The sequence below is a fragment of the Pseudomonas sp. AE27 genome (assembly GCF_037113495.1).
In the GTDB taxonomy this organism is placed as follows: Bacteria; Pseudomonadota; Gammaproteobacteria; order Pseudomonadales; family Pseudomonadaceae; genus Aquipseudomonas; species Aquipseudomonas palmensis.
Genome location: NZ_CP146966.1, coordinates 3,911,119 through 3,924,440, shown reverse-complemented (window position 1 = coordinate 3,924,440; position 13,322 = coordinate 3,911,119). Strand labels below are relative to the sequence as shown.

The window sequence follows — 13,322 nt, the reverse complement described above, 5'->3', positions numbered from 1 at the left end:
AGCCTCAGAACGTCCACTTGGCATTCACCATGGCATTGCGCGGTTCGCCGTAGGAGCCTGAGTTGAAGGTGCCCAGGCCGTCGTAGTAATGGGTGTCGAACAGGTTGTTGAGGTTCAGGCCGACCGTGAGGTGTTCATCCACCGCATAGTTGGCCAGCAACCCGACCACCCCGTAGTCACCCTGGTGTGCCTTGGTGCCGTAGGTGCCGTTGACCGCGTAGATGTCGCTCTGCCAGACCAGGTTGCCGCCCACGGTCAGGCGGTTCAACTGCCCCGGCAGGCGGTAGGTGGTGCCGAGCTTGAACAGGTTCATCGGCTGGTTGGTTTCGACCCGATTGCCGTCCTTGTCGTGGGATTCACGGTAGGTATAGCCGCCGATGATGTTCCAGCCCGGCAGCACTTCGCCGGACACTTCGGTTTCGATGCCGCGCGTGGTGGTACCGGCAATGGCCCGGTAGATTTCGCGCCCTTGGGGCGACTCGCCAACGTACTGCGGGGTGTTCTTCTGCTGCACTTCGAACAGTGCCAGGCTCGCATTCAGCGCACCGTCGTAGAACTCGCCCTTGATGCCCAGTTCGTAGTTGTCGCCTTGCAGCGGCTCCAGCGAGGTGTTGCTGGCAGTCTTGTAGTAGGTCTGCGGCTGGAAGATGTTGGTGTAGCTGGCGTACACCGAGAAGGTGTCGTTCAGGTCCAGCACCACACCGGCATACGGGGTGACCACGCCGGATTTTCTGGTACGGTCGCGGCTGGTGCTGGCGCCGGTCAGTTCGTCGCTGCTGTCGTCTTTCTGATCCCACCAACTGACCCGGGTGCCGAGGATGATCGACAGCGGGTCATAGGGTTTGAGGCGCAGGGCCGTGTAGGTGCCCGACTGGCTCAGGCGGGTCAGGCTTTCTTCGGTCTTGGACAGGTGCGGCTTGCCGCCCGGGTTGCCATCCCACTGGTTGATATCGTCGACCGCCGGGTTGGCACGTTGATAGGTCGGGTAGTTGAGGTGGGTGTAGGCGATGTTGGCACCCACCACCAGTTCATGCTCGCGCCCACCCAGCTCGAACGGGCCGCTGGCGTACAGGTCGGCGTTGTCCTGGGTCTGGTAGCTGTCCAGGCGGTTGATGTACATCGACACGCCGGCGCCGGTCTGCGGGTCGGGCGCCCCGGCACTGGCCGAACCGGTCACGCCGCGGCGGTAGGCGTACTGGTGGCTGTAGGACGCCTTGAGGCTCCAGTCGTTGGCGAGTTTCTGCTCCAGCACGCTGGTGAAGTTGTACTGGGTGTTGTCCAGGTAGCTCCAGCGGGCTCCGGGGTTGAACGAGCGGGAAAAGTTCGTCGCGCTGCCATTGTTGTTGAACAGCGGAATGTGCCCGAAGCTGACCCCGTCGGAGTTGTTGTTCTGGTAGTCCAGGCTCACGCGCAGCAGGGTGCTTTCGCTCAGGTCGAAATCCAGTGCGCCGTAGATCACGCGCTTGTCGGTCTTGTACCAGTCGACGAACGAGTTGGCGGTTTCATAGGCGCTGACCAGGCGGCCGCGCACCGCACCCGAGTCGGTCAGCGGGCCGGCGACGTCGAATTCGCCCCGGTAGCGGTCCCAGGCCCCGGCTTCTCCCGAGACGTAGCCCTGGAAGTCGGCCGTGGGCCGCTTGCGCACCAGGTTCAGGGTGGCCGAGGGCGAGCCCGCACCGCTGAGCAGGCCGGTGGCACCGCGCACCACTTCGACACGGTCGTAGATCGCCATGTCCGACAGGGTGCTGGTGAATTGCTGCGACTCGTTGGCCACCTGGGTCGGGATGCCGTCGTACTGTATGTTCTGGATCTGGAAACCGCGCGAGTAGAAGGTATAGCGGTCGCTGTCGCGGTGGTTGCTCGACAGGCCGGGGGTGAACTTGACCACATCGTCGAGCGAGGCAAGCTTGTGGTCGTCCAGTACCTGGCGCGGGATCACGGTGACCGACTGCGGGGTTTGGCGCAATGACAGGCCGAGCTTGGTTGCGGTGCGGGTCTGGCCGGTGGTGTAGGCGCCGGTGTTCTCGGTGGTCTCGCCCAGGCCTGCGCCGTTGATGCTGGTGGCGCCCAGTTCCACGGCGTTGCCGGTGGGGGCGGTGATCAGCTGGTAGCGGTTTTCGCCAGTGCGCACCACGCTCAGGCCCGTGCCGGCAAGCATGCCGTGCAGGGCCTGCTCAGGGGTACTTGCACCGGTCACGGGCCGGCTCTGTTTGCCGGCGGTCAGGGCGGCGTCGCTGGCCAGGTAGATACCGGCCTGGCTTGCCAGCTGGTTCAACTGGCTGGCCAGGGGGCCGGCAGGGATGTCCAGTGGCGCGGCGGTGGCGGCGCCGCTGGCGAGTGCAATGAGCAGGGCCAGGGGGCGTTTCAACAGGGCAGGGGCAGAGGCGAGTGGCATGCAGAATCCTTCGGGCGCGCAGGGGTGAAAGGGTGTTCTCCTCTAATTCGAATGAGCCGCAAAAACCGGAAGCACCTGACGCTTTTTATTTTTCGGCAGGCTCCAGGGTCACCCACCAGTCGAAGCGTCGCGACACTCGCACCGGCAAGGCGCTTTCGAGCATGGCAAGCACCTGGTCGGTATCGTTGAGCGGGTAGGTGCCCATGACCCTTAACGATGCGATCAGCGGGTTCACCGCCAGGTGCCCGCGTCGATGGTCGGCCAGCTCTGCAATGAAATCCCCCAGTGGCATGTCCTGCGCCACCAGCAGGCCTTGGCTCCAGGCCTGGCGTTGGGCGCAGGCCGGCGTGGTGGCGGCCATGGTGCTGGCATCGAAGCCCAGGCCCTGCCCCGCATTGGCCACCCGCTGTATTGCGCTGGCGGCACAGGTGGCGCGTACCGCGCCGTCGTACACGTTGAGCAGGGTGCGGGCGCCCTGCTGGCGCACACTGAAGCGCGTACCCAGGGGCACCAGGCTGCCGGCCCGGGTCTGCACCTGGAAGGGCCGCGCCTCAGCGGCGGTCTCGATCAGCACTTCACCGCTGTACAGGGTCAGCAGCCGGCGCTGCCCGTCCAGTTGTACATCCAGGGCGGTGGCGCTGTTGAGCCACAGGAGGGTGCCGTCGGCCAGCACCTGGCGACGTACCTCGCCCACTGCGGTGGTGGTGCCGGCAGTGAGCGCTTGCAGGTCGTCCACCCAGTGGCGTTGCCAGCCCAGCCAGCCCAGCGTTGCCCCACCGCTGAGCACGCACAGGCTGCTTAGCACCTGGCGGCGGGAGCGTTGCGTACGCCGCAGGCTGGCGAGCGTCTGATGCGCCGCCCCGGCTTGCGGTTGCAGGCTGTCGAAGCGCTGGCTGATGCGCTCCACGTAGGTCCAGGCGATACGATGCTGTTCCTGTTGTTCCAGCCACTGTTGCCACTGGCCCCGCAAGGCCGCATCGGCTGGCGCGGCGCGCAGGCGTGCGAACCAGTCGGCGGCCTGCTCCAGGGTGGCAGAGTCCAGGGCCGCGCTCACAGCAAGGCCCCGTCCAGCTCCACTTCCAGCAGCAGGCACTGGAGCATGGCCTGGGCCATGTACTTGGTGACCGTGCGTTCGCTTACACCCAGCTGCGTGGCGATCTGGCGATAGTTCAGGCCCTGCAGTTGCGCCAGGCAAAAGGCTTCGGCCACAGGTGCCGGCAAGCGTTCGAGCATGGCCTGCAATTGGCCCAGGGTCTCCAGGATCAACGCCTGGTGCTCTTCGGAGGGGGCGATGCGTTGCGGCTGGTTGGCCAGCGTCTGCTGCCATGCACGCTCGACCTGCTTGCGGCGCTGGAAATCCACATACAGGTGTTTGGACACCGTACTCAGGTAGGCCCGCGCATGCCCGTCGCTACTGAACTCGCGCGGTTGCGCGAGCAGGCGCAGGAATACGTCGTGGGCCAGCTCTGCGGCATCGTGCACGTTGCCCAGACGCCGCGCCAGCCACTGCTGGATCCAGCCGTGATTGTCGCTGTAGAGGCTGGCCACGTTGGTACGGTAGCCGCAAGGAGGGGAGGTCATCGTGTGGCGCCCGTACCGAATGAGAATAGTTATCAAGTATATTCAGCCGGCGGGCATTGGGCAATCAGCGCAAGCAAGGGGCTGGCTTGCGCTGATGGGGGGTCAGATACGTGCGAGTGCCTGGGCCAGGTCTGCGCGCAGGTCATCGAGGTCTTCCACGCCTACCGACAGGCGCACCAGGGCGTCGCCAATGCCCAGTTGCGCGCGCGTCTGCTCGGGGATGGTGGCATGGGTCATGATCGCCGGGTGCTCGATCAGGCTTTCCACACCGCCCAGGCTTTCGGCCAGGGCAAAGATCTGTACCTGCTCCAGGAAGCGTCGGGCACCGGCCAGGTCGGTAGCCAGGTCGAGCGAGATCATCCCGCCAAAACCGTGCATCTGCTGGCGCGCCAGGGCGTGCTGCGGGTGCGAGGGCAAGCCGGGGTAGTACACACGCGCCACCTGCGGTTGCTGTTCGAGCCACTGCGCCAGTGCCAGGGCATTGCTGCAGTGGCGCTCCATGCGCAGGGCCAGGGTCTTGACCCCGCGCAAGGTGAGGAAGGCATCGAACGGGCCGGCGATGGCGCCCACCGCGTTCTGTATGAAGCCCAGGCGCTCGGCCAGCTCGGCGTTGTCACCCACCACGGCAATGCCGCCGATCACGTCCGAATGCCCGTTGAGGTACTTGGTGCTCGAGTGCACCACGATGTCGAAACCCAGTTCCAGCGGGCGCTGGATCCATGGGCTGGCAAAGGTGTTGTCGGCCACGCAGAGGATGCCGCGTGCGCGGCAGAGGCGTGCGATGGCCGCCAGGTCGCTCAGGCGCAGCAGCGGGTTGCTCGGGGTTTCGATGCACACCATGCGCGTGTCGTCCTGCAACGCTGCCTCGAACGCGGCAAGGTCGGACAGGTCGACGAAGCTGAAGCGGTGCCCGGCGCTGCGCCGACGCACCCGTTCGAACAGGCGGAAGGTGCCGCCGTACAGGTCATTGCCCGAAACGATGTGGGAGCCGGCATCCAGCAGTTCGAGCACCGCCGAGATCGCCGCCAGCCCGGAGGCGAAGGCGAACGCCTGGGTGCCGCCCTCCAGATCGGCCACGCAGCGCTCCAGTGCCCAGCGCGTGGGGTTGTGCGAGCGCCCGTAGTCCAGGCCCTTGTGCACGCCGGGGCTCTGCTGGATGTAGGTGGAGTTGGCATAGATCGGCGGCATCAGCGCGCCGGTGGACGGGTCGGGCGATTGCCCTGCATGGATCACGCGGGTGGCGAAGGCGGTCTTGTCGTGCTGGGTCATGGGAGTGCTCTGCGCAAGTGGTTAAGCATATCGACACGGGTGATCAGGCCGTGAAAGCCCGAGGCGTCGGCAATGATCGCCACCAGGCCACGGTCCAGTTCGGCCTGCAGCGCCGCCAGGCTGGCAGACGGCGGCAGGGTTTCCAGCTGGTCGGTCATGGCGCTGGCCACGCTCAGGGAGAAGTGCGACGGGTCTTCATGCATGCCCAGCAGGATGTCGGATTCATCGATCACGCCCACCAGGCGCTGGCCGTCGACCAGCACCGGCAATTGCGACACGTCGGCCAGGCGCATGCGCTGGAAGGCAGTGAGCAGGGTGTCGTCGGGGCGCACGCTGATCACCCGGCCATCCTCGAAGCGCCGCGCGATGAGGTCGCGCAGGTCGCCGTAGCGGGTGCGCTGCAGTAGGCCCTGGTCGGTCATCCACTGGTCGTTGTAGACCTTGGACAGGTAGCGCGTGCCAGTGTCGCACACAAAGCTGACCACCCGCTTGGGTTCGGTCTGCTCGCGGCAGTAGCGCAGCGCGGCGGCCAGCAGGGTGCCGGTGGAGGAGCCGCCCGGAATGCCTTCGGCGCGCAGCAGCTGACGCGCATGCTCGAAGCTTTCTTCGTCGCTGATCGAGTAGGCCTGGCGCACGCTGGAGAGGTCGGCGATCGAGGGCACGAAGTCCTCGCCGATGCCTTCCACTGCCCACGCCCCAGGCGTGATCAGGGTGCCGCTGCGGCTGTACTCGGCCATCACCGAGCCCACCGGGTCGGCCAGCACCATGGCCAGGCCCGGCTGTACGCGCTTGAAGAAACGGGTCAGCCCGGTAAGGGTGCCGGCCGAGCCCACGCCGACCACGATGGCGTCCACATCGTGCTGGGTCTGCGCCCAGATTTCCGGGGCGGTGCTGGTCTCGTGGGCCAGCGGGTTGGCGGGATTGTTGAACTGGTCGGCGAAGAACGCATCGGGGATGTCCGCCGCCAGCCGTGCGGCCACGTCCTGGTAATAGTCGGGGTGGCCCTTGCCGACGTCGGAGCGGGTGATGTGCACCTCGGCGCCCATGGCCTTGAGGTGCAGCACCTTCTCGGTGGACATCTTGTCGGGCACCACCAGCACCACCCGGTAGCCCTTGGCCCGCCCGACCAGCGCCAGGCCCAGGCCGGTGTTGCCGGCGGTGGCCTCGACGATGGTGCCGCCGGGGCGCAGGCGCCCGTCGCGCTCGGCGGCATCGATCATGGCCAGGCCGATGCGGTCCTTGATCGAGCCGCCGGGGTTCTGTGATTCGAGTTTGAGGAACAGTGTGCAGGGGCCGGTATCGAAGCGGCTCACCTGCACCATCGGGGTGTTGCCGATCAGGGCAAGTACGGCGGGGTTCGAGGCGTTGGGCATGACGTCATCTCGCTTCGGGGTCGTTTGACCTTAGGCGCAGATCAGGGGCCTCGCAACCCTGTCCGGCCAGCCGGTTGCGCCTCCAGGCGCAGCGCTGTCGATGTCTTTGCATGAGCAGAACTTGATTTGATGTGAAATTAAATGAGTTTGTCTCATTCTGCGGCCCTGACGACAATGGCTGCCATCACCCCCTAAGGAGAGCATTGTCATGGCATTGGCCCACTCACTCGGATTCCCCCGTATCGGTCGCGACCGCGAACTGAAAAAGGCGCAGGAAGCGTTCTGGAAAGGCGAGCTCGACGAGGCGGGCCTGCGTGCTGTGGGCAGCGAACTGCGCAAGGCCCACTGGGCCCTGCAGCGCCAGGCCGGCATCCAGTTGCTGCCGGTGGGCGATTTTGCCTGGTACGACCAGGTACTGACCCATTCGCTGATGTTCGGCGTGGTGCCCGAGCGCTTTCGCCCGCAGCACGGCAAGGCCACCCTGCAGACCCTGTTCGGCATGGCGCGTGGCGTCAGCGACAGCTGTTGTGGCGGTGCGCATGCCCAGGAGATGACCAAGTGGTTCGACACCAACTACCACTACCTGGTGCCTGAATTCAGCGCCGACCAGCAGTTCAGCCTGGGCTGGGAACAATTGTTCGAGGAAGTGGCCGAGGCCAGGGCCCTGGGCCACGACGTCAAGCCGGTGGTGATTGGCCCGCTGACCTACCTTTGGCTGGGCAAGACCAAGGGCGGCGACTTCGACAAGCTCGAGCTGCTCGAGCGCCTGCTGCCGCTGTACGGCGAGATTTTCCAGCGCCTGGCGGCACAGGGTGTGGAGTGGGTGCAGATCGACGAGCCGATCCTGGCGCTGGACCTGCCGCAGGCGTGGAAGAACGCCTTCGAGCGTGCCTACAACCTGATCCAGCGCGACCCGCTGAAAAAGCTGGTTGCCACCTACTTCGGTGGCCTGGAGGAGAACCTGGGGCTGGCGGCCAACCTGCCGGTCGACGGATTGCACATCGACCTGGTGCGCGCCCCCGAGCAGTACCCGACCATTCTCGACCGCCTGCCGGCCTACAAGGTGCTGTCGCTGGGTGTGGTCAACGGCCGCAACGTGTGGCGCTGCGACCTGGACAAGGCCCTGGCCGTGCTGCAGCACGCCCATGAACGCCTGGGCGAGCGTCTGTGGGTGGCGCCGTCGTGCTCGCTGCTGCACAGCCCGGTAGACCTGGGCCGTGAAGACGCCCTCGATGCCGAGCTCAAGAGCTGGCTGGCCTTTGCCGTGCAGAAGTGCGAGGAAGTCGCGATCCTGGCCCATGCCCTCGACCAGCCCGAGGCGGCCCCGGTGGTGCAGGCCCTGGCCCGCAGCCGTGCGGTGCAGGCCAGCCGCGCTGCCTCCACGCGCATCCACAAGCCGGCGGTGCAGGCCCGTGTGGCAGCCATCAGCGAGAAGGACAGCCAGCGCCACTCGCCCTTTGCCACGCGAATCGCCCGCCAGCGTGCCCGCCTGAACCTGCCGCTGTTGCCGGCCACCACTATCGGTTCGTTCCCGCAGACCGGTTCGATTCGCCTGGCACGCCAGTCGTTCAAGCAGGGCAAGCTGAGCGAGGGCCAATACGTGGAGGCGATGCACAGCGAGATTCGCCACGCCGTGCAGGTGCAGGAGCGCCTGGGCCTGGACGTGCTGGTGCACGGTGAAGCCGAGCGCAACGACATGGTCGAGTACTTTGCCGAGCAGCTCGATGGGTACGTGTTCACCCGCTTCGGCTGGGTGCAGAGCTACGGTTCGCGCTGTGTGAAACCGGCGGTGATCTTCGGCGACCTGAGTCGACCGCATGCCATGACGGTGGAGTGGATCCGCTACGCACAGGGCCTGACCGACAAGGTGATGAAGGGCATGCTGACAGGGCCGGTGACCCTGCTGATGTGGTCGTTCCCGCGTGAAGATGTGTCGCGCGAGGTGCAGGCGCGGCAACTGGCGCTGGCCATCCGCGATGAAGTGGTGGACCTGGAGGCGGCCGGCATCAAGATCGTGCAGATCGACGAGGCGGCGTTTCGTGAGGGCCTGCCGCTGCGCCGGGCGCAGTGGCAGCAGTACCTGGACTGGGCTACCGAAGTGTTTCGCCTGTGCGCCTCGGGCGTGCGCGACGAAACCCAGATCCACACCCACATGTGCTACAGCGAGTTCAACGATGTGATCGAATCGATTGCCGCCATGGATGCCGACGTGATCACCCTCGAAACCTCGCGTTCGGACATGGAACTGCTGGAGGCATTCGAAGCCTTCCACTACCCGAACGAGATCGGCCCGGGGGTTTACGACATTCACTCGCCCCGGGTGCCGGAGGCTTCGGAAATGGCCGAGCTGCTGCGCAAGGCTGCCCGGCGCATTCCGGTCGAGCGCCTGTGGGTCAACCCGGACTGCGGCCTGAAGACCCGCGGCTGGCCGGAAACCGAGGCGGCGCTGGCGAACATGGTGAGTGCTGCCCGCTTGTTGCGCAACGAGCTGGGGTGATCGTTCGAGGCTTGTTGGCCGCCACCACGACCTGTTGGCGAACGAACAAGCCTGGCAACGCCGATCCTGCAGGCCATGGCCTGCAGGATCGGCGTTGCATCAGCGTGTGCCCGCTACCGCACGGGCACGTGCCGCGTGCAGCTTCTTGTAGCTGTCGATCAGGCGCAGGTGACGGTCCAGACCTTCGAGCTTCATGCTGGTGGGGGTCAGGCCGTAGAAACGCACGCTGCCATCCACCGAGCCCAGTACGGCATCCATGCGCTCGTCCCCGAACATGCGCCGGAAGTTGACGGCGTAGTCTTCAAGCGCCATCTCGTCGTCCAGCACCACTTCCAGCACCACGTTCAACGCCTGGTAGAACAACCCGCGCTCGACGGTGTTGTCGTTGTACTGCAGGAAGGTCTCCACCAGCTCCTTGGCCTCCTCGAAACGCTCCAGCGCCAGGTGAATCAGCAGCTTGAGCTCCAGGATGGTCAACTGACCCCACACCGTGTTGTCGTCGAACTCGATGCCGATCAGTGTGGTGATGTCGGTGTAGTCGTCCAGTTCGCTGTCTTCGAGGCGCTCGACCAGCGCTTGCAGGGCGTCATCGTCCAGGCGGTGCAGGTTGAGGATGTCGGCACGGAACAGCAGCGCCTTGTTGGTGTTGTCCCACACCAGGTCGTCGACCGGGTAGATCTCCGAGTAGCCCGGTACCAGGATGCGGCAGGCGGTGGCACCCAGGTGCTCGTACACCGCCATGTACACTTCCTTGTCCATGCCTTCGAGGATGCCGAACAGGGTGGCAGCTTCTTCGGCGTTGGAGTTTTCACCCTGGCCGGAGAAGTCCCACTCGACGAACTCGAAGTCGGCCCTGGCACTGAAGAAGCGCCACGACACCACGCCGCTGGAGTCGATGAAGTGCTCGACGAAGTTGTTCGGCTCGGTCACCGCCTGGCTTTCGAAGGTCGGCTGCGGCAGGTCATTCAGACCCTCGAAGCTGCGCCCTTGCAGCAGCTCGGTGAGGCTGCGCTCCAGCGCCACTTCAAGGCTTGGGTGCGCGCCGAACGAGGCGAACACGCCGCCGGTGCGCGGGTTCATCAGGGTCACGCACATTACCGGGAACTCACCGCCCAGCGACGCATCCTTGACCAGCACCGGGAAGCCCTGGGCCTCCAGGCCCTGGATGCCGGCGAGGATGCCGGGGTACTTGGCGATGACGTCCTGCGGCACGTCGGGCAGGGCCAGCTCGCCTTCGAGGATCTCGCGCTTGACCGCGCGCTCGAAGATCTCCGACAGGCACTGCACCTGCGCCTCGGCCAGCGTGTTGCCGGCGCTCATGCCGTTGCTCAGGTACAGGTTTTCGATCAGGTTGGACGGGAAGTACACCACCTCGCCATCGGACTGGCGCACGAAGGGCAGGGCGCAGATGCCACGCTCGGTGTTGCCCGAGTTGGTGTCGTACAGGTGCGAGCCACGCAGTTCGCCGTCGGGGTTGTAGATGTCGCGGCAGTGGGCGTCGAGGATCTCGGCCGGCAGCGCGTCCTTGCGGCCCGGCTTGAACCAGCGCTCGTCGGGGTAGTGCACGAAGTCGGCGTTGGCGATGTCCTCGCCCCAGAACTGGTCGTTGTAGAAGAAGTTGCAGTTCAGGCGTTCGATGAACTCGCCCAGTGCCGAGGCCAGTGCGCCTTCCTTGGTTGCGCCCTTGCCGTTGGTGAAGCACATGGGCGAATGCGCATCGCGGATGTGCAGCGACCAGACGTTGGGCACGATGTTGCGCCACGAGGCGATCTCGATCTTCATCCCCAGCCTGGCGAGGATGCCCGACATGTTGGCGATGGTCTGTTCCAGCGGCAGGTCCTTGCCGGCGATCACGGTGCGCGTCTGCGCCTGGGCGTCCAGCATCAGCAGGGCCTGGGCGTCGGCATCGAGGTTGTCGACTTCCTCGATCACGAACTCGGGACCGGTCTGTACCACCTTCTTCACGGTGCAGCGGTCGATGGAACGCAGGATGCCCTGGCGGTCCTTGGCCGAGATGTCGGCCGGCAGCTCGACCTGGATCTTGAAGATCTGGTTGTAGCGGTTTTCCGGGTCGACGATGTTGTTCTGCGACAGGCGAATGTTGTCGGTGGGGATGTTGCGCGTTTCGCAGTACAGCTTGACGAAGTAGGCCGCGCACAGGGCCGAGGAGGCCAGGAAATAGTCGAACGGGCCGGGTGCCGAACCATCGCCCTTGTAGCGGATGGGTTGGTCGGCCACCACCGTGAAGTCATCGAACTTGGCTTCAAGTCGAAGGTTGTCGAGAAAATTGACCTTGATTTCCATGCGGGAATACCGTGCTGAAAGTGCGAAACGAATTGGCCGCCATTATCCGGCTTTTTGCCTGGAAGTCTTGGCATGTCACCCGAAGGCGTGACCGACACCGGTAAAAACAAAACCCCCTGAGGCGTAAACGCTCAAGGGGTTTGGTGTGCGTCGGGCGTCGTGGCGACCCGGCTCGGGGCTTAGACGTTGAAGCGGAAGTGCATCACGTCGCCATCCTTGACGATGTAGTCCTTGCCTTCCAGACGCCATTTGCCGGCTTCCTTCGCGCCGCTTTCACCGTTGTACTGGATGAAGTCGTCGTAGGCGACCACTTCGGCACGGATGAAGCCCTTTTCGAAGTCGGTGTGGATCACGCCGGCCGCCTGAGGCGCGGTGGCGCCCACGCGAACGGTCCAGGCCCGCACTTCCTGCACGCCGGCCGTGAAGTAGGTCTGCAGGTTGAGCAGCGAGTAACCGGCACGGATCACGCGGTTCAGGCCTGGCTCTTCGAGGCCCAGGGCTTCGAGGAACATGTCTTTCTCTTCACCGTCTTCCAGCTCGGCGATCTCGGCTTCGATCTTGTTGCAGACCGGTACCACGATCGCGCCCTCTTCCTCGGCAATGGCCTTGACCACGTCCAGGTGCGGGTTGTCTTCGAAGCCGTCTTCGGCAACGTTGGCGATGTACATCACCGGCTTGCTGGTCAGCAGGTGGAAACCGCGTACCAGCGCCTTCTCGTCGTCGGCCATGGTCTTCATCAGGCTGCGCGCCGGCTTGCCTTCGGTGAAGTGCGCAATCAACTTCTCGAGGATGGCCTTTTGTGCCAGGGCATCCTTGTCGCCGCCCTTGGCGTTGCGCGCGACCTTCTGCAGTTGCTTCTCGCAGCTGTCCAGGTCGGCGAAGATCAGTTCCAGGTCGATGATCTCGATGTCGCGCTTGGGGTCGACGCTGTTGGAGACGTGAATCACGTTCTCGTCTTCGAAGCAGCGGACCACGTGGGCGATGGCATCGGTTTCACGGATGTTGGCCAGGAACTTGTTGCCCAGGCCTTCACCCTTGGACGCACCTGCCACCAGGCCGGCGATGTCGACGAACTCCATGGTGGTCGGCAGCACGCGGTTGGGCTTGACGATCGCAGCCAGGGCATCCAGACGTGGGTCGGGCATCGGCACGATGCCGCTGTTCGGCTCGATGGTGCAGAAGGGGAAGTTTTCTGCCGCGATGCCGGATTTGGTCAAGGCGTTGAACAGGGTGGACTTGCCGACGTTGGGCAGGCCGACGATGCCGCAATTGAAACCCATGGTGAATCCCTCTTCGTGGAGTCAGGCCTTTTGGCTGTGCAGCTCTCTCATCGCACGCGTCCAATCGCCGGCGAGGATGTCCGGCAGCACGCCGAGGGCAAAATCGATACTGGCATCGAGTTTTTCCTGCTCGGCGCGGGGCGCCTTGCCAAGGACAAAACCGGACACCTTGGTGCTGTCACCCGGGTGGCCGATGCCAAGCCGCAGACGGTGAAAGTCTTTGTTGTTGCCCAGCTGCGCGATGATGTCGCGCAGGCCGTTGTGCCCGCCATGGCCGCCGCCTTTCTTGAGCTTGGCGACGCCGGGGGGCAGGTCGAGTTCGTCGTGGGCCACCAGGATGGCATCTGGCGGGATGCGGAAGAAGTTCGCCAGTGCAGCAACGGCCTGGCCGCTACGGTTCATGTAGGTGGTGGGGATCAGCAGACGAACGTCCTGGCCCTGATGGCTGAATTTAGCCGTCAGGCCGAAATACTTGCGGTCAGCGGTCAGGTTGACGCGCTGGGCGCTGGCAATGCGTTCCACGAAAAGAGCCCCTGCGTTATGCCGGGTCTGTTCGTATTCGGGGCCGGGGTTTCCCAGGCCGACGATCAGTTGGATGGCGGTCACGTCAGGGGCTCTTCCTT

9 protein-coding genes are annotated in these 13,322 nt (G+C 64.9%); 1 reads left to right on the top strand and 8 read right to left on the bottom strand.

Going from position 1 to position 13,322, the window contains the following annotated elements:
• Positions 1-4: 4 nt before the first annotated feature.
• The 5 genes from V9K84_RS18050 to V9K84_RS18030 all read right to left on the bottom strand — a co-directional run bounded on the left by V9K84_RS18050 (position 5) and on the right by V9K84_RS18030 (position 6,618).
• Positions 5-2,395: a TonB-dependent receptor gene (locus tag V9K84_RS18050; protein WP_043864319.1), complete on the bottom strand. Its 2,391-nt coding sequence runs from the start codon at positions 2,393-2,395 to the stop codon at positions 5-7.
• Between the two features lie 85 nt (positions 2,396-2,480).
• Positions 2,481-3,449, bottom strand: coding sequence for a FecR domain-containing protein (locus tag V9K84_RS18045; RefSeq protein WP_238596461.1), 969 nt, complete (start codon positions 3,447-3,449; stop codon positions 2,481-2,483).
• Positions 3,446-3,976: a sigma-70 family RNA polymerase sigma factor gene (locus V9K84_RS18040; protein ID WP_043864320.1), complete on the bottom strand. Its 531-nt coding sequence runs from the start codon at positions 3,974-3,976 to the stop codon at positions 3,446-3,448. Before V9K84_RS18040 ends, V9K84_RS18045 begins: the two co-directional genes overlap by 4 nt.
• A 102-nt stretch (positions 3,977-4,078) precedes the next feature.
• Complete coding sequence (locus V9K84_RS18035) at positions 4,079-5,245, bottom strand: PLP-dependent aspartate aminotransferase family protein (protein ID WP_043864321.1); 1,167 nt, start codon at positions 5,243-5,245, stop codon at positions 4,079-4,081.
• Complete coding sequence (locus tag V9K84_RS18030) at positions 5,242-6,618, bottom strand: cystathionine beta-synthase (protein ID WP_043864322.1); 1,377 nt, start codon at positions 6,616-6,618, stop codon at positions 5,242-5,244. Before V9K84_RS18030 ends, V9K84_RS18035 begins: the two co-directional genes overlap by 4 nt.
• Before the next feature lie 208 nt (positions 6,619-6,826).
• On the opposite strand from V9K84_RS18030, the gene metE reads away from it, so the two are divergent.
• Positions 6,827-9,115 (top strand): 5-methyltetrahydropteroyltriglutamate--homocysteine S-methyltransferase, encoded by a 2,289-nt coding sequence (gene metE, locus V9K84_RS18025; RefSeq protein ID WP_088515263.1) that lies wholly within the window; start codon positions 6,827-6,829, stop codon positions 9,113-9,115.
• 99 nt (positions 9,116-9,214) lie between these two features.
• Here the strand turns inward: metE and V9K84_RS18020 are convergent, their stop codons facing one another.
• From V9K84_RS18020 to pth, 3 genes are all read right to left on the bottom strand, one after another.
• Positions 9,215-11,419 carry an OsmC domain/YcaO domain-containing protein gene (locus V9K84_RS18020; protein ID WP_058540633.1) on the bottom strand — a complete coding sequence of 735 codons (2,205 nt, stop codon included), beginning with the start codon at positions 11,417-11,419 and terminating at the stop codon, positions 9,215-9,217.
• A gap of 179 nt (positions 11,420-11,598) precedes the next feature.
• A complete protein-coding gene (gene ychF, locus V9K84_RS18015; RefSeq protein ID WP_054916246.1) occupies positions 11,599-12,699 on the bottom strand; it encodes a redox-regulated ATPase YchF in 1,101 nt (366 codons plus the stop codon).
• A 21-nt stretch (positions 12,700-12,720) separates the two neighbouring features.
• Entirely contained in the window at positions 12,721-13,305 is a 585-nt protein-coding gene (gene pth, locus V9K84_RS18010; protein WP_043864326.1) for an aminoacyl-tRNA hydrolase, read from the bottom strand.
• Positions 13,306-13,322: the final 17 nt, after the last annotated feature.

Excerpts from the sequence above, each read along its gene's own strand:
- V9K84_RS18050 (WP_043864319.1), bottom strand. The coding sequence starts at position 2,395 with ATGCCACTCGCCTCTGCCCCTGCCCTGTTGAAACGCCCCCTGGCCCTG.
- metE (WP_088515263.1), top strand. The coding sequence starts at position 6,827 with ATGGCATTGGCCCACTCACTCGGATTCCCCCGTATCGGTCGCGACCGC.
- V9K84_RS18030 (WP_043864322.1), bottom strand. The coding sequence starts at position 6,618 with ATGCCCAACGCCTCGAACCCCGCCGTACTTGCCCTGATCGGCAACACC.
- V9K84_RS18040 (WP_043864320.1), bottom strand. The coding sequence starts at position 3,976 with ATGACCTCCCCTCCTTGCGGCTACCGTACCAACGTGGCCAGCCTCTAC.
- V9K84_RS18020 (WP_058540633.1), bottom strand. The coding sequence starts at position 11,419 with ATGGAAATCAAGGTCAATTTTCTCGACAACCTTCGACTTGAAGCCAAG.
- ychF (WP_054916246.1), bottom strand. The coding sequence starts at position 12,699 with ATGGGTTTCAATTGCGGCATCGTCGGCCTGCCCAACGTCGGCAAGTCC.
- V9K84_RS18035 (WP_043864321.1), bottom strand. The coding sequence starts at position 5,245 with ATGACCCAGCACGACAAGACCGCCTTCGCCACCCGCGTGATCCATGCA.